Annotated in this window: 14 protein-coding genes; 7 read left to right on the top strand and 7 right to left on the bottom strand. The window is 72.5% G+C overall.

Annotated features, from left to right (window positions below; translation table 11 throughout):
- Positions 1 to 778, top strand: a 778-nt coding sequence (locus ETD96_RS06800) for an ACT domain-containing protein (protein WP_138635416.1), incomplete at its 5' end; no start/stop codon positions are given.
- A gap of 27 nt (positions 779 to 805) precedes the next feature.
- Here the strand turns inward: ETD96_RS06800 and aspS are convergent.
- From aspS to ETD96_RS06785, 3 genes are read right to left on the bottom strand one after another with little or no spacing between them, the layout of a single operon-like run.
- Positions 806 to 2,566 carry an aspartate--tRNA ligase gene (gene aspS, locus ETD96_RS06795; RefSeq protein ID WP_138635415.1) on the bottom strand — a complete coding sequence of 587 codons (1,761 nt, stop codon included), beginning with the start codon at positions 2,564 to 2,566 and terminating at the stop codon, positions 806 to 808.
- Positions 2,563 to 3,843, bottom strand: a complete 1,281-nt coding sequence (gene hisS, locus ETD96_RS06790; protein ID WP_138635414.1) for a histidine--tRNA ligase — start codon at positions 3,841 to 3,843, stop codon at positions 2,563 to 2,565. Before hisS ends, aspS begins: the two co-directional genes overlap by 4 nt.
- A gap of 11 nt (positions 3,844 to 3,854) precedes the next feature.
- Positions 3,855 to 4,550: an MBL fold metallo-hydrolase gene (locus tag ETD96_RS06785; protein WP_138635413.1), complete on the bottom strand. Its 696-nt coding sequence runs from the start codon at positions 4,548 to 4,550 to the stop codon at positions 3,855 to 3,857.
- 213 nt (positions 4,551 to 4,763) lie between these two features.
- Between ETD96_RS06785 and ETD96_RS06780 the strand changes: the two genes are divergently transcribed.
- Both ETD96_RS06780 and ETD96_RS06775 read left to right on the top strand, forming a co-directional pair.
- Positions 4,764 to 5,510, top strand: a complete 747-nt coding sequence (locus ETD96_RS06780) for a peptidylprolyl isomerase (protein ID WP_138635412.1) — start codon at positions 4,764 to 4,766, stop codon at positions 5,508 to 5,510.
- Positions 5,511 to 5,582: 72 nt separating this feature from the next.
- Positions 5,583 to 6,818: a DUF349 domain-containing protein gene (locus ETD96_RS06775; RefSeq protein WP_138635411.1), complete on the top strand. Its 1,236-nt coding sequence runs from the start codon at positions 5,583 to 5,585 to the stop codon at positions 6,816 to 6,818.
- A gap of 231 nt (positions 6,819 to 7,049) precedes the next feature.
- On the opposite strand, the gene ETD96_RS06770 is transcribed toward ETD96_RS06775, so the two are convergent.
- The 4 genes from ETD96_RS06770 to ETD96_RS06755 form a co-directional block, all read right to left on the bottom strand.
- Positions 7,050 to 7,613 carry a TIGR03086 family metal-binding protein gene (locus ETD96_RS06770; RefSeq protein WP_138635410.1) on the bottom strand — a complete coding sequence of 188 codons (564 nt, stop codon included), beginning with the start codon at positions 7,611 to 7,613 and terminating at the stop codon, positions 7,050 to 7,052.
- 65 nt (positions 7,614 to 7,678) lie between these two features.
- Positions 7,679 to 8,305, bottom strand: a complete 627-nt coding sequence (locus ETD96_RS06765) for a DUF305 domain-containing protein (protein ID WP_138635409.1) — start codon at positions 8,303 to 8,305, stop codon at positions 7,679 to 7,681.
- Positions 8,302 to 8,919: a DUF3105 domain-containing protein gene (locus tag ETD96_RS06760; protein WP_138635408.1), complete on the bottom strand. Its 618-nt coding sequence runs from the start codon at positions 8,917 to 8,919 to the stop codon at positions 8,302 to 8,304. Before ETD96_RS06760 ends, ETD96_RS06765 begins: the two co-directional genes overlap by 4 nt.
- Positions 8,920 to 9,022: 103 nt before the next feature.
- On the bottom strand, positions 9,023 to 9,427 hold the full coding sequence (locus ETD96_RS06755) for a hypothetical protein (RefSeq protein ID WP_138635407.1): 405 nt from the start codon (positions 9,425 to 9,427) through the stop codon (positions 9,023 to 9,025).
- 179 nt (positions 9,428 to 9,606) lie between these two features.
- On the opposite strand from ETD96_RS06755, the gene ETD96_RS06750 reads away from it, so the two are divergent.
- From ETD96_RS06750 to alaS, 4 genes are all read left to right on the top strand, one after another.
- A complete protein-coding gene (locus ETD96_RS06750; RefSeq protein ID WP_138635418.1) occupies positions 9,607 to 10,935 on the top strand; it encodes a replication-associated recombination protein A in 1,329 nt (442 codons plus the stop codon).
- A gap of 103 nt (positions 10,936 to 11,038) precedes the next feature.
- The gene (locus tag ETD96_RS06745) at positions 11,039 to 11,455 is read left to right on the top strand and encodes a DUF948 domain-containing protein (protein WP_138635406.1); all 417 of its coding nucleotides are present in this window, start codon (positions 11,039 to 11,041) and stop codon (positions 11,453 to 11,455) included.
- Positions 11,452 to 11,787 carry a hypothetical protein gene (locus ETD96_RS06740; RefSeq protein WP_089327206.1) on the top strand — a complete coding sequence of 112 codons (336 nt, stop codon included), beginning with the start codon at positions 11,452 to 11,454 and terminating at the stop codon, positions 11,785 to 11,787. Before ETD96_RS06745 ends, ETD96_RS06740 begins: the two co-directional genes overlap by 4 nt.
- Positions 11,788 to 11,789: 2 nt before the next feature.
- Entirely contained in the window at positions 11,790 to 14,459 is a 2,670-nt protein-coding gene (alaS, locus tag ETD96_RS06735; protein ID WP_138635405.1) for an alanine--tRNA ligase, read from the top strand.
- Positions 14,460 to 14,493 lie beyond the last annotated feature (34 nt).

Raw genomic sequence — 14,493 nt, 5'->3', positions numbered from 1 at the left:
CAACAAGATCAAGCACTGGTTCTCCAAGGAGCGCCGCGACACCGCGATCGAGTCCGGCAAGGACGCCATCGCCCGCGCGATGCGCAAGCAGAACATGCCGCTGCAGCGGATGATGTCCGGTGAGGCGCTGCTCGCCCTCGCCCGCGACCTCCGCTACCCGGACGTGTCGTCGCTGTACGCGGCGGTCGGGGAGAGCCAGATTTCGGCGCAGAACGTCGTCCAGAAGCTCGTGGACGCGCTCGGCGGCGTGGAGAGCGCCGACGAGGACCTCGCCGAGATCGCGCTGCCGACCCGCCGCAAGCGGAGCCGTCCCGCCGGCGACCCCGGCGTCGTCGTCGCCGACGACCCGGACGTGTGGGTCCGGCTGTCGCGCTGCTGCACCCCCGTGCCGGGCGACGACATCGTCGGGTTCGTGACGCGCGGGCACGGCGTGTCGGTGCACCGCGCCGACTGCGCCAACGTCGAGAGCCTGAAGGCGCAGCCCGACCGGCTCATCGACGTCAAATGGTCCCCGGGCGAGGACTCGGTCTTCCTCGTCGCGATCCAGGTCGAGGCGCTCGACCGGCCGCGGCTGCTGTCGGACGTGACGCGCGTCCTGTCCGACCAGCACGTCAACATACTCTCGGCGTCGGTCACCACGACCCGCGACCGGGTCGCGGTGTCGCGGTTCACGTTCGAGATGGGCGACCCGAAGCATCTCGGGCACGTGCTGAAGGCCGTCCGGTCCATCGACGGCGTCTACGACGTGTACCGGACGACCAGCGGCGCCACCCGGTAGGGGCGGCGCCGCTCACGCGTCGGCCGCTCAGCCCTCGGCGGGCTCGTCCTCGGTAACGACGTCCACACCGGCCTCAGCGCGCTGCTGCGGCGTGATCGGCGTCGGCGCGGCCGTCAGCGGGTCGTAGCCGGACGCCGCCTTCGGGAACGCGATCACGTCGCGGATCGACTCCTGCCGGGCGAGGAGCATGACCGTGCGGTCCCAGCCGAACGCGATGCCGCCGTGCGGGGGCGGGCCGAACTTGAACGCCTCCAGCAGGAACCCGAACTTCGACTCGGCCTCCTCCTTCGACAGGCCGAGGACGTCGAACACCCGCTGCTGCATCTCCGCGCGGTGGATACGGATGGACCCGCCGCCGATCTCGTTGCCGTTCAGGACGAGGTCGTAGGCGTCGGCGAGGGCGCTGCCCGGGTCCTCGTGGAAGCTGTCGGCGTACTCCGGCTTCGGCGCGGTGAACGGGTGGTGGACGGACGTCCAGCCGATCTGCTCGCCCTTGTCGTCCTCGACGGGCTCGAAGATCGGGGCGTCCACGACCCAGACGAACTTCCAGGCGGACGCGTCGATCAGGTCGCGGCGGCGGCCGATCTCCAGGCGGGCCGCGCCGAGCAGCTCCTGGGTGGCGTGCCGCTTGCCGGCGCCGAAGAAGACCGCGTCGCCGGGGCCCGCGCCGGTCTTGGCGGCCAGGCCCTCCTTCTCGGCGTCGGACAGGTTCTTCGCGACCGGGCCGCCGAGGGTGCCGTCCTCCTGGACGAGCACGTAGGCCAGGCCGCGGGCGCCGCGGGCCTTCGCCCAGTCCTGCCAGCCGTCCAGCTCCTTGCGGGTCTGGGCGGCGCCGCCCGGCATCACGACCGCGCCGACGTACGGGGCCTGGAACACGCGGAACGACGTGCCGGCGAAGTACTCGGTCATGTCGGTCAGTTCCAGGCCGAAGCGCAGGTCGGGCTTGTCGGAGCCGTACCGGGCCATCGCGTCGGCGTAGGTGATGTGGGGGATCGGGCGGGGGACGTCGTAGCCGGCGATGTCCCGCCAGAGCCGGGCGATGAGGTCCTCGCCGACCTTGAGCACGTCGTCCTGGTCGGCGAACGACATCTCGATGTCGATCTGGGTGAACTCGGGCTGCCGGTCGGCGCGGAAGTCCTCGTCGCGGTAGCAGCGCGCGATCTGGTAGTAGCGCTCCAGCCCGCCGACCATCAGCAGCTGCTTGAACAGCTGCGGCGACTGCGGCAGCGCGTACCAGTGGCCGGGCTTGAGCCGGACGGGGACGAGGAAGTCGCGGGCGCCCTCGGGAGTCGACCGGGTGAGGGTCGGGGTCTCCACGTTGACGAAGCCGTGCTCGCGCATCACCTCGTGCACGAGGAACGACGCCTCCGAGCGGATCCGCATCGCGCGGGCGACGGCGTCGCGGCGCAGGTCGAGGTACCGGTACTTGAGCCGGATCTCCTCGTTGACGTTGACGTCGCCCTCGATGGGGAACGGCAGCGGCGCCGCGTCCGACAGCACCTCGATGTCGGTGGCGGCGACCTCGATGTCCCCGGTGGGCAGCTCGGGGTTCTCGTTGCCCGCCGGGCGGACGCGCACCTCGCCGACGACCTTCACGCAGAACTCCGAGCGCAGGTCGTGGGCGGCGTCCTCCTCGCGGAAGACGACCTGCGCGGTGCCGGACGCGTCGCGCAGGTCGATGAACGTGACGCCGCCGTGGTCGCGGCGGCGGCCGACCCAGCCGGCCAGCGTGACCTGCTGCCCGGCGTGCTCCTTGCGGAGCGTGCCCGCCTCGTGGGTGCGGATCATTGGGAGAGCCTCTCCTTCAGCGTCGTGATGAGGTCGGTGAGCGGGACGGCGGTCTGCTCGCCCTCGGCCAGGTCCTTGACCTGGGCGACGCCGTCCGCGATATCTCGCTCCCCGAGGATCACGGCGTAGCGGGCGCCGGAGCGGTCCGCGTCCTTCATGGCGCCCTTCAGCTTCTTGCCGCCGAACGCCATGTCGGCGGCGATCCCGGCGCGGCGCAGCTCGGCCACGAGCGCGAACATGCGGCGCTCGGCGGTGTCGCCGAGCGCGACGCCGAACGCCTCGCAGCGCGGCTTCGCGGCGAACGCCGCGCCCCGCCCCTCCCGCGACTCGGCCTCCAGCGCCAGGATGGTGCGGTCCAGGCCGAGGCCGAAGCCGATGCCGGGCAGCGGCGGGCCGCCGATGTCCTCGGAGAGACCGTCGTAGCGCCCGCCGCCGCCGATGCCGGACTGGGCGCCGAGCAGCGGGTGGTCGAACTCGTAGGTCGTCCGGGTGTAGTAGTCCAGGCCGCGGACGAGGGTGGGCGTGTCCTCCCAGGCGATGCCGAGGTCGGCGAGCAGCTCCCGGACCCGGTCGTGGTGGGCCTTGCACGCGGGGCACAGGTGGTCGGCCATCAGCGGCGCGCCGGCGAGCTGCTCGCGCACCCTGGGGCGCTTGTCGTCCAGCACCCGCAGCGGGTTGATCTCCACGCGGGCGCGGGTGTCCTCGTCCAGGTCGAGGCCGCGCAGGAACTCCTGCAGCAGGGCCCGGTAGGCGGGGCGGCACTCCTTGCAGCCCAGCGAGTTCAGCAGCAGCCGCACCCGGGTCAGCCCGAGGGACCGGTACCAGTTCGCCGCGATCGCGATGGTCTCGGCGTCGACCTGCGGGTCCTCGCTGCCGATCGCCTCCAGGTCGAGCTGGTAGAACTGCCGGTAGCGGCCCTGCTGCGGGCGCTCGGCGCGGAACGCGGCGCCCGTCGTCCACACCTTCACCGGCAGCGCGCCCTTGTGCAGGTTGTTCTCGAGGACGGCGCGCAGCACCGACGCGGTGAACTCGGGGCGCAGCGTCAGCGACCGACCGCCCCGGTCCTCGAAGGTGTACATCTCCTTGGACACCACGTCGGTGGACTCGCCGACGCCGCGGCGGAACAGGTTGGTGTCCTCGAAGACGGCCAGCTCCAGGTAGCCGTATCCGGCCAGCCGCGCCTGCTCGGCGAACGCCTCCCGGATGGCGTAGAAGAGGTCCGCGCGCGGCGGGACGTATTCACTGACCCCCTTGGGGGCCCGGAAGCTCGAACTCATGGTCTCTCGGCTCAGAATCCCTTGTTGGGTCCGTCCGCGGGCGTCAGCTCCGACAGGAACGGATTCGTGGCGCGCTCGCGGCCGATTGTGGTCTGCTCACCGTGGCCGGGCAGCACGGCCGTGTCGTCCGGCATGCTCAGGCACACCCGCGACAGGCTGGCGAGGATCTCCTCGTAGGAGCCGCCCGGCAGGTCGGTGCGCCCGATCGACCCCGCGAACAGCAGGTCGCCGGTGAACATCACGTCCGGGATCCGCTCGGTCTTCGGGGTGCGGAACGTCACCGACCCGGGCGTATGGCCCGGCGCGTGGTCGACGGTGAAGCTCAGCCCGGCCAGCTCCAGCGCCGCCCCGTCCGCGAGCTCCCGCACGTCGTCCGGCTCGGTCAGCTCCAGGCCGCCGAACAGCTGCTGCCCGGCGCCCAGCGACAGGCCCTTCGCCGGGTCGGTCAGCAGGTCGCGGTCGTCCGGATGGACGTAGGCCGGGACGTCCTTGGCGCCGCAGACCGGCGCCACCGACCAGACGTGGTCGATATGGCCGTGCGTCAGCAGCACCGCGACGGGCTTGAGCCGGTGCTCGCGCAGGATCTCCTCGATCCCGGCCTCGGCGTCCTGCCCGGGGTCGATGATCACGCACTCCTCACCCGCGGCGGGCGCCACGACGTAGCAGTTCGCGGCGAACGATCCAGCGGGGAACCCGGCGACGAGCACGGTCGTCCTTCCTTAGAACCATCTCGGGTGGGCGTGTCCGAGGGTACCGGCGGGGCCGCGGCCACCGCGAACGAGATGCGGCCGTCGCCGTGTCGCGTTCGGCGCCCGCCCCGGCGCGGGGCGGCGCTCCCTGAACGCGGAGGCGCGTTTACTCCCGGGTACCGCTACTATGCGCTGCACGTTCACCTGATCACACCGGAGGGGCGAGGCACCGTGGCGGGGAAGGACCGCAAGAAGCAGCTCGCGCGGCAACGGTACGAGCGCCAGCAGCAGCGCCAGGCGCAGGAGGCGGCGCGTGCGCGCCGGCTGAAGATCATCGGCTCGGTCGCCGCGGTGGCGGTCGTCGTCGCCGGCGTCGCGGTGTTCATGGTGCTCAAGGAGGACGAGTCGACCGCGGCCTCCCCGCGGTGCGTCTACAAGAGCGACACGCAGGGCAGCGTGCCGAAGGACGTCGGGCGCCCGCCGGGCGAGCCCGCGCATCCCGGCATCGTCCAGACCACGGTCAAGACGAGCCAGGGCGATGTGGAGATGCAGCTGTACGGCGACAAGGCGCCGTGCACGGTGAACTCCTTCGCGTTCCTGGCGCAGAAGAACTTCTACGACAAGACCGAGTGCCACCGCATGACCAGTGGCGGCCTCAACGTGCTGCAGTGCGGCGACCCGACGGCGTCGGGCAGCGGCGGGCCCGGCTACCGGTTCGCCAACGAGAACACCGACGGCGCCACCTACACCGAGGGCACCCTCGCGATGGCGCACTCGAGCCAGCCGGACTCCAACGGCAGCCAGTTCTTCATGGTCTACAAGGACTCGCAGCTCCCGCCGGACTACACGGTGTTCGGAAAGATCACCAAGGGGCTGGACGTGCTCAAGAAGATCGCCGAGGGCGGGTCGGAACCCAAGGGGGACGGCAAGCCCAAGAAGAAGGTCGAAATCCAGGACGTCACGATCGCCGGGAAATAGGCGAACGGGATACTAAGGTGTGGAGGGTCCGGAGAGCGTAAGTTGTCCGGACCCGCGATTCAGGAGGCAAGGGTGTCCAGCGCGACCGATCCCTGGGGCCGGGTGGACGAGGACGGCACCGTCTATGTCAGGACGGCCGACGGCGAGCGGGTCGTCGGGTCCTGGCAGGCCGGCGCGCCCGAAGAGGCCCTGGCCTACTTCAAGCGCAAGTACGACGCGCTCGTCACCGAGATCGGCCTGCTCGAGCAGCGGGTCCGCACCACCGACCTGCAGCCCGCCCAGGCGCAGCAGAGCATCGACCGGCTCCGCGAGGCCGTCGCCGAGGCGCACGCCGTCGGCGACCTCGACTCCCTCGCCCGGCGCCTCGACGGCCTGACCGACCAGGTCGGCCGGCGCCGCGAGGAGGTCAAGGCCCAGCGCGAGCAGCACCGCCACGAGGCCCGCGAGGTCAAGGAGCGGATCGTCGCCGAGGCCGAGCGCATCGCCGCCGAGGAGACGCACTGGAAGAACGGCGGCGAACGCCTCCGCCAGCTCGTCGAGGAGTGGAAGGCCGCCGACCGCATCGACCGGCCCACCGAGACCGCCCTGTGGAAGCGGCTGTCGTCGGCCCGCAACGCCTTCACCAAGCGCCGCAAGGCCTACTTCGCCACCCTCGACGACCAGCGCGAGGAGGCCCGCCGTGAGAAGGAGCGCCTCGTCGCCGAGGCCGAGGCGATGGCCGGCTCCACCGACTGGGGCGAGACCGCCGCCGCCTACCGCGACCTGATGCGCCGCTGGAAGCTCGCCGGGCGCGCCTCCCGCGACGCCGAAGAGGACCTGTGGGCCCGCTTCAAAGGCGCGCAGGACACCTTCTTCCAGGCCCGCAGCGCCGCGTTCGCCGAACGCGACGCCGAGTTCCGCGGCAACGCCGAGGAGAAGGAGAAGATCCTCGCCGAGGCCGAGCGGCTGCTGCCCGTCAAGGACGTCCGGCAGGCCCGGCAGGCGCTGCGCGCGATCCAGGAGCGCTGGGAGGCCGCCGGCATGGTCCCGCGCGACCAGCGCGACCGCCTCGAAGGCCGCCTCCGCAAGATCGAGGACACGATCCGCTCCGCCGAAGAGAACGAGTGGCGCCGCACCAACCCCGAGGCCCGCGCCCGTGCCGAAGCCACCGTCGGCCAGCTGCGCAGCTCCATCGAGCAGCTCGAGAAGCGCCTCGGCAAGGCCCGCGACGCCGGCCGCGACAAGGACGTCAAAGAGGCCGAGGAAGCCCTCAACGCCCGCCGAGCCTGGCTGGAAGAGGCAGAACGCACCCTGGCGGAATTCTCGTAGTCACCCAGGGGGGCTGTGTTTGCCCAGGGGGGCGACCCCCTGGAACCCCCGTTGCGGCCGAGAGGCCGTTTCCCGATCCGCTGGCGCGTCTCGTGAAACAGCCTCTCGGCCGACGGGTCGTGCGGCCTCCGGGCGCTAGGGCGCCCTCCGGCCGCCCAACCCGTGACCGGTAACCGAGGCTCGTCCTGCCGGGGCTGGGGTTCGTCCTGCCGGGGTTGAGGTGGGGCTGGTTCAGGTTGATCGGCCCAAGAAGGCGAGCATTCTTGTTTGTTCGTCGGCGCCCTGTCGGGCTCCTAGGGGTGGGGCCAGGTGGCCTTCGGCGCGTAGGGGGGCCGCTACCACCTGGGCCGTGGCGAAGGCGTGGTGGACCAGGTCCGGGTCCAGGCGGGACGGTTGGGCGGTGGCCTTCGCCAGGTCCCAGGCGTGCACCAGCGGCTCCAGGATGTAGCCCTCCAGGTAGTCGGCCAGCGGCAGGTCGCCTAGGCCGCCGAACGGGATGGGGTGGCGCAGGGCGTCGGGGGTGAGGGCCGCGGCGCACTCCTTGCGGGCCGTCCGCCAGCTCATCAGGACGTCGCCCGGGACGAAGCGCGCCGGGTCCCGGTGGACGTCGGGCTCGGGCTCGCCGCCGGCCAGCGCCCGGATCAGGTGCTGGCCGCCGGTCACATGGCCGGCGACGTCCCGCGCCGTCCACCCCGCGCAGGGCGACGGCGCGTCCCAGCCGTCGCGGGACACGCCGGCGACGAGGCCCTCGAACAGGTCGAGGGCCCGGTGGTAGCCGCTGAGGTTGTGAGCCATGGTGGTCAGTGACCCGCGATCCGGCCGCGCTGTCAAGCGCTATCGGCAAGCTCGCGGGTCACGGTTCACGCGGTGGCGGCGCCCCGCTCCCGGAGCATCGCGTTCATCAGCGTGATCTCCGACCGCTGGCCCTCCACCATGGTGCGGGCGAGGCGCCGGACCCGGTCGTGCCCGGTGCGGGCCAGCACCGCCTCCGCCATGTCGACCCCGCCGCGGTGGTGGGCGATCATCAGCCGCAGGAACCCGACCTCCGCGTCCTCGCCCGACGCCTTCTCCAGGTCGGCGAGCTGCTCGCGGGTGGCCATCCCCGGCATCGCGGACGCGCCGCCCCGGTGCCCGCCGTGCCCGGACATCCACCGCATCGCGCCGGACGGGTCGGCCTTCGGCAGCTCCCACTCGTCCAGCCAGGCCGTCATCATGCCGATCTGCGCCTGCTGGGTGGTGATGATGTCGTAGGCCAGCAGCTTCACGTCGGCGTCGCCGGTGCGGTCCCTGACGATGAACGACATCCGCACCGCCTGCGCGTGGTGGGCGCTCATGTCGCGGGCGAAGCCGGCCTCGGGGCCGTCCGTGCCGGGCCGGTCCGAGCGGGCGACGGCCAGCGCCACCAGGACGGCGCCGACGGCCAGGACGAGCACCGCGAGGACGGCGGTGGCCCGCCGCCCGCGCGGTGCCGCGGTGCCCTCGCTCACGCGGCGTCCTTGGCGCCGTTGCAGGCCGCGCCCGGCTCCGGCGTCTGCGGGCCCTTGACGTAGGCGCGCAGGAACTGGTCCACCCGCGCGTCGGAGGCGTCGTCCAGCTTGAGCTGGTAGCCCCAGGCGGTGAGCTTGACCGGCGCGTCCTGGGACGGGTACGGGCTCAGCATCGTGTAGTCGGTGCCGGAGACCTTGGCCTTGAGCGCGTCGAGCTGGTCGGCGGCGAGGCCGGGCCGGTAGGTGATCCAGACGGCGCCGTGCTCCAGGGAGTGCACGGCGTTCTCGTTCTGCAGCGGCGCGTCGTAGACGCGGCCGTCGCAGTTCTGCCACATGGGGTTGTGGTCGCCGCCCATCGGCGGGGCGTCGTCGTACTTGACGGCGCCGTTGGTGTGGTCGCGGCCGAGGTCGTCCTTGGACACCACGCCCGCGATGGACGAGTCCGCGGACGACGACCTCGTCTGCATGAACGTGAAGCCGATCGCGACCACCGCCACCAGGCCGATGACGGTGAAGAAGGCGATGCCGCCCCACGGGACCTCGCGCTGCGTCAGCGCGTTCTTCTTGCGGGCCTTCTGGTTGCGTGCGTTCTTGACACGGGCGCTCTTGGACATGAGAGCGGTCCTCTCAGGGGTGCTGTGGATCCGTACAGGGATGCGGGACAGCGCCGCATCGCGACGGCGATACGGCGTTGCGTGCGGCCTTACGGCCGGCTCGTCACAGCCGGAGCACCTGGAGGACGGGTGGGAACGCGGCGGCGGACGCCGCACCGGACGGCGGCGCGAGCGCCCAGCCGGCCCGCGCGGGCAGGCGGGACAAGGGCCGGCGCAACCCGATGGCGAGCGCGAGCAACATGAGGGTGAACAGGACCGCCATGCACAGGCAGAGGTCCAGCGGCAGCGCGGGGGCCTTGACGGGCGCGCTGAGCGCCGCGGTGGCGTGGATCGAGTCCCCGGCGGCCGCCGCCGTGCCGACGGGCACGGTCACGGCGTGCTCGGTGCACACGCGGAGCGGCGGGCCGTGGCCGCCCAGCCCGTAGCTGAACACCAGCCCGGCCACGACGAACAGCGCCACGAGCAGCCCAGCCGTCCCGTGGCGACTCCGAGGGGCCGTACCGGACACCGTCACGCTCCTGAAATGCGCCTTCCGGGCTGTTCCAACGCCGGAGCCTACCGCCGGGTTCCCCGTCCCGGCCTGTCCGTGCCCCGAGATAGTGTCGGAGCGTGACCAGCAGGGCGGAATCGGGCGAGCCGGAGGGCCTTTTCGACGCGCCGGGGCGTGAGCCGTCCGGCCCCGCAGCGATGCCCGCGCCGCCCGCTCCCGCCGCGCCGGGCGCACCGGGCGCGGAGCAGCCGCTCGCGGTGCGGATGCGGCCCCGCGGCCTCGACGAGGTCGTCGGGCAGGGCCACCTGCTCGGCCCCGGCACCCCGATCCGGCAGCTCGTCGACCGGGACGTGCCGATGTCGCTCGTCCTGTGGGGCCCGCCGGGGACGGGCAAGACGACGCTCGCCACGGTCGTCAGCCATGTCACCTCCCGCCGGTTCGTGGAGATCTCCGCGGTCAGCGACGGGGTCAAGCGGGTCCGCGCCGAGATCGACCTGGCCCGCCGCGAGCTCGGCATGGCGGGGCGGCAGACGGTCCTGTTCGTCGACGAGGTCCACCGGTTCAACAAGGCCCAGCAGGACGCCCTGCTCCCCGCCGTGGAGAACCGGTGGGTGTCCTTCATCGGCGCCACCACCGAGAACCCGTTCTTCTCCGTCATCAGCCCGCTGCTGTCGCGCTCGCTGCTGCTCACGCTGGAGCCGCTCGGCGACGACGACCTGCGCGAGGTGATCCGCCGGGCGCTCACCGAGGAGCGCGGCCTCGGCGGCGCGGTCACCCTCGACCCCGCCGCCGAGGACCACCTCGTCCGGCTCGCCGGCGGCGACGCCCGCCGCACCCTGACCTACCTGGAGGCGGCGTCGCTCGTCGTCGACGACGGCGGCGTCATCGACGCGGACGTGCTGGAGCGCGCCGTCGACCGGGCCGCCGTCCGCTACGACCGCGAGGGCGACCAGCACTACGACGTCATCAGCGCGTTCATCAAGAGCATCCGCGGCAGCGACGTCGACGCGGCGCTGCACTACCTCGCCCGCATGATCGAGGCCGGGGAGGACCCGCGGTTCATCGCCCGGCGGCTCATCGTGCACGCCAGCGAGGACGTCGGGATGGCCGACCCGACCGCGCTGCAGACCGCGGTCGCCGCCGCGCAGGCGGTGGAGTTCGTCGGCCTGCCCGAGGCGCGCATCAACCTCGCCCAGGCGGTCATCCACCTGTCCCTGGCGCCGAAGTCCAACGCGGTGATCACGGCGGTGGACGAGGCGCTCGGCGACGTCCGCAAGGGGCTCGCGGGGCCCGTCCCCGGGCATCTGCGCGACGCCCACTACAAGGGCGCCGCGAAGGTCGGGAGCGGGAAGGGCTACAAGTACGCCCACAATCACCCCGGCGGTGTGGTCCGGCAGCAGTACGCGCCCGACTCCGTGGACGGACGGGAGTACTATCGCCCGACCAGGCACGGCGCCGAGTCGCGCTTCACCGAGGTCCTCGCGCGGATCCGCTCGGTGCTGCGCGGCGCCGGGGACCGGCACTGATCGTTCCCGCGGGTCCGGTGATACCGCCACAAGGCCGTGCCGACCGGTAAGGTCTGTCACGCCGTTACCGGCCCGAACCGAATTCGCACGAACGGAAAGCCCGATGCTCACTGGTGGACAGCTGGCAGGTCTCATCGTGGCCGTGTTCTGGGCGGTGCTCGTCGCGTTCATCTCGCTGACCCTGCTGAAGCTCTCCCGGCTCCTCGGCGAGGCCGGCGACGTGGTCCGCGAGCTCGGCGACCAGGCGGCCCCGCTGATGGACGACATGGCCCGGACGGTCAAGCGCGCCAACGAGCAGCTCGGCCGCACCGACGTCATCACCAAGCAGGTCGCCGGCGTCACCCAGAACGTCTCCGCCGTCACCACCGTCATGACGTCCGTGGTGGGCGGGCCGCTGGTGAAGGCCGCGGCCTTCTCCTACGGCGTCCGCAAGGCCCTGAGGAACGGCGACGGCGACGGGCGCGCCGCGTCCGGCCGGCCGCAGCTTCAGGCCCGCTCCACGGGGAAGGGACGCCGATGAGACGGCTGTTCTGGCTCTCCGTCGGCGCCGGTGCCGGCGTCTACGTCACCCACCGCGTCAAGCGGCGCGTGGAGCGGGTCGCGCGGAGCCTGTCCCCCGAGGGGGTCGCGATGCGCGCGGTGGCGACCGGTAAGGGCACCGGGGAGCGGTTGAGGCATTTCGCCGCCGACGTCCGTACCGAGATGCGGGCCCGCGAGGAGGAGCTGCGCGAGGCCGTCCGCATGGACCAGGCTCCGCCGGACGCCGAGGTTCCCGGGCTGCGGGGCTCCCCGCCCCGCCGGGTGCTGAAGGCGCGATACACGATCATCGACGACGACAAGGATGGCCACTGATCATGGAGTCGGCAGAGGTCGCACGCCGCTTCCTCAGGTTCTTCGAGGAGCGCGGGCACACGGTGGTGCCCTCGGCCAGCCTGGTCGCCGAGGACCCGACCCTGCTGCTGGTGAACGCCGGCATGGTGCCGTTCAAGCCGTACTTCCTCGGCCAGCGCACCCCGCCGTCGGTGCGGATGACCAGCGCGCAGAAGTGCGTGCGGACGCCCGACATCGAGGAGGTCGGCAAGACCACCCGGCACGCCACGTTCTTCCAGATGCTGGGCAACTTCTCGATCGGCGACTACTTCAAGGAGCAGGCGATCCCGTTCGCCTGGGAGCTGCTGACCCGCTCGCGCGAGGACGGCGGCTTCGGGTTCCCCGAAGAGAAGCTGTGGGTCACCGTCTTCCAGGACGACGACGAGGCGCAGGGCATCTGGCACGACAAGGTCGGCGTCCCCCTCGACCGCATCCAGCGGCGCGGCATGGAGGACAACTTCTGGTCGATGGGCGTGCCCGGCCCGTGCGGGCCCTGCTCGGAGATCTACTACGACCGCGGCCCCGAGTACGGCCGCGAGGGCGGCCCCGTCGCCGACGAGGACCGCTACCTGGAGGTCTGGAACCTCGTCTTCATGCAGTACGAGCGGGGCCCCGGGGAGAGCAAGACCGACTTCCCGATCCTCGGCGACCTGCCCGCCAAGAACATCGACACGGGCATGGGCCTGGAGCGCATGGCGGCGATCCTGCAGGGCGTCGACAACATCTACGAGACCGACACGCTGTGGCGGGTCCTCGACCGCGCCGCGGAGCTGACCGGCGCCAAGTACGGCCGCGACCACCGCGCCGACGTGTCGCTGCGCGTCGTCGCCGACCACGTCCGCAGCGGCACGATGATGGTCGCCGACGGCATCCGCCCCGGCAACGAGGGCCGCGGCTACGTGCTGCGCCGCATCCTGCGCCGCTCCATCCGCAACCTGCGGCTGCTCGGCGGGCAGGACGCCGGCCTCATGCACGAGCTGACCGCCGTCGCGATCGGCGCGATGGGCGAGCAGTACCCGGAGCTGGTGCGCACCGCCGCCAACATCCACACCGTCATCGACGCCGAGGAGGACTCCTTCCTCCAGACGCTCCGCACCGGCACCGCCATCTTCGACACGGCGGTGGAGGAGACCAAGCGGTCCGGCGGCGCGACGCTGGCGGGCGAGCAGGCGTTCAAGCTCCACGACACCTACGGCTTCCCGATCGACCTCACCCTGGAGATGGCGTCCGAGCAGGGCCTCCAGGTCGACGAGGACGGCTTCCGCCGGCTCATGCAGGAGCAGCGGGACCGCGCGAAGAAGGACGCCCGCGACAAGAAGACCGGCAACCTCGACGTCTCCGTGCTGGACGAGCTGCTCACCGGCGCCGGCGGCAAGGTCGACTTCACCGGCTACGGCAGCCTCGCCGGCGACGCCCGCCTCGTCGGGCTGCTGGTCAACGGCGCGAACGCGCCCGCCGCCGGCGAGGGCACCGAGGTGGAGGTCGTCCTCGACCGCACCCCGTTCTACGCCGAGGGCGGCGGCCAGCTCGCCGACCACGGCCTGATCCGGCTCGGCAACGGCGCCGTCATCGAGGTGACGGACGTGCAGTCGCCCCTCGCCGGGCTGATCGTGCACCGCGGGCGGGTCCGCAGCGGCGAGGCGCAGGCCGGCGACACCGCCTACGCCGAGGTCGACGTGGAGCGGCGCCGCGCGATCTCCCGCTCGCACACCGCGACCCACCTGGTGCACGCCGGGTTCCGCCGCGCGCTCGGCGAGTCCGCGGCGCAGGCCGGCTCGGAGAACTCGCCCGGCCGGTTCCGGTTCGACTTCACCGCCTCCGGCGCCGTCCCGCCGAGCGTGCTGCGCGACGTCGAGGACGAGGTCAACGAGGTGCTGGTCGGCGACCTGGACGTCCGGGCGTTCCACACCTCGATCGACGAGGCCCGCGCGATGGGCGCGCTCGCGCTGTTCGGCGAGAAGTACGGCGACGAGGTCCGCGTGGTCGAGGTCGGCGACTACTCCCGCGAGCTGTGCGGCGGCACCCATGTCGCGCGCTCCGGTCAGCTCGGCCTGATCAAGGTGCTGGGCGAGTCGTCGATCGGCGCCGGCGTCCGCCGGGTCGAGGCGCTCGTCGGCATCGACGCGTTCCGGTTCCTGGCCCGCGAGAGCGTGCTCGTCGCGCAGCTCGCCGAGCAGCTGAAGGCGCGCAAGGAGGAGCTCCCCGAGCGGATCTCCGGCGTCGTCACCCGGCTGCGGGACGCCGAGAAGGAGCTGGAGAAGCTCCGCTCCCAGCAGGTCCTCGCGATCGCCGGGTCGCTCGCCGACGGCGCCGCGGACGTGAACGGCATCGCGTTCGTCGGGCACCGCGCCCCGGACGGCACGGGCGCCGACGACCTGCGCAAGCTCGCCGTCGACGTGCGGGGCAGGCTGACGGCCCGGCCCGCGGTCGTGATGGTCACCGGCGTGCCGAAGGACCGCCCGGTCGTGGTCGTCGCCGTCACCGAGGGGGCGCGCGAGCGCGGCCTCAAGGCGGGCGCGCTGGTCGGCCTCGCCGCCAAGGCCCTCGGCGGCGGGGGCGGCGGCAAGGACGACCTGGCGCAGGGCGGCGGCGCGAACCCCGCCGCCGTCGGCGACGCGCTCGCCGCGGTCGAACGAGCAGTAGGGGCCGCGTGAGCCCGGCACCACGGGGCATGATGCGACCGGAGCC

The sequence above is a fragment of the Actinomadura geliboluensis genome (assembly GCF_005889745.1).
GTDB lineage: Bacteria > Actinomycetota > Actinomycetes > Streptosporangiales > Streptosporangiaceae > Spirillospora > Spirillospora geliboluensis.
The sequence above is the reverse complement of the archived record's forward strand: the minus strand, read 5'-3'. Positions and strand labels throughout refer to the sequence as shown.

Excerpts from the sequence above, each read along its gene's own strand:
- aspS (WP_138635415.1), bottom strand. The coding sequence starts at position 2,566 with ATGATCCGCACCCACGAGGCGGGCACGCTCCGCAAGGAGCACGCCGGG.
- hisS (WP_138635414.1), bottom strand. The coding sequence starts at position 3,843 with ATGAGTTCGAGCTTCCGGGCCCCCAAGGGGGTCAGTGAATACGTCCCG.
- ETD96_RS06770 (WP_138635410.1), bottom strand. The coding sequence starts at position 7,613 with ATGGCTCACAACCTCAGCGGCTACCACCGGGCCCTCGACCTGTTCGAG.
- ETD96_RS06760 (WP_138635408.1), bottom strand. The coding sequence starts at position 8,919 with ATGTCCAAGAGCGCCCGTGTCAAGAACGCACGCAACCAGAAGGCCCGC.
- ETD96_RS06750 (WP_138635418.1), top strand. The coding sequence starts at position 9,607 with ATGCCCGCGCCGCCCGCTCCCGCCGCGCCGGGCGCACCGGGCGCGGAG.
- ETD96_RS06745 (WP_138635406.1), top strand. The coding sequence starts at position 11,039 with ATGCTCACTGGTGGACAGCTGGCAGGTCTCATCGTGGCCGTGTTCTGG.
- ETD96_RS06740 (WP_089327206.1), top strand. The coding sequence starts at position 11,452 with ATGAGACGGCTGTTCTGGCTCTCCGTCGGCGCCGGTGCCGGCGTCTAC.
- alaS (WP_138635405.1), top strand. The coding sequence starts at position 11,790 with ATGGAGTCGGCAGAGGTCGCACGCCGCTTCCTCAGGTTCTTCGAGGAG.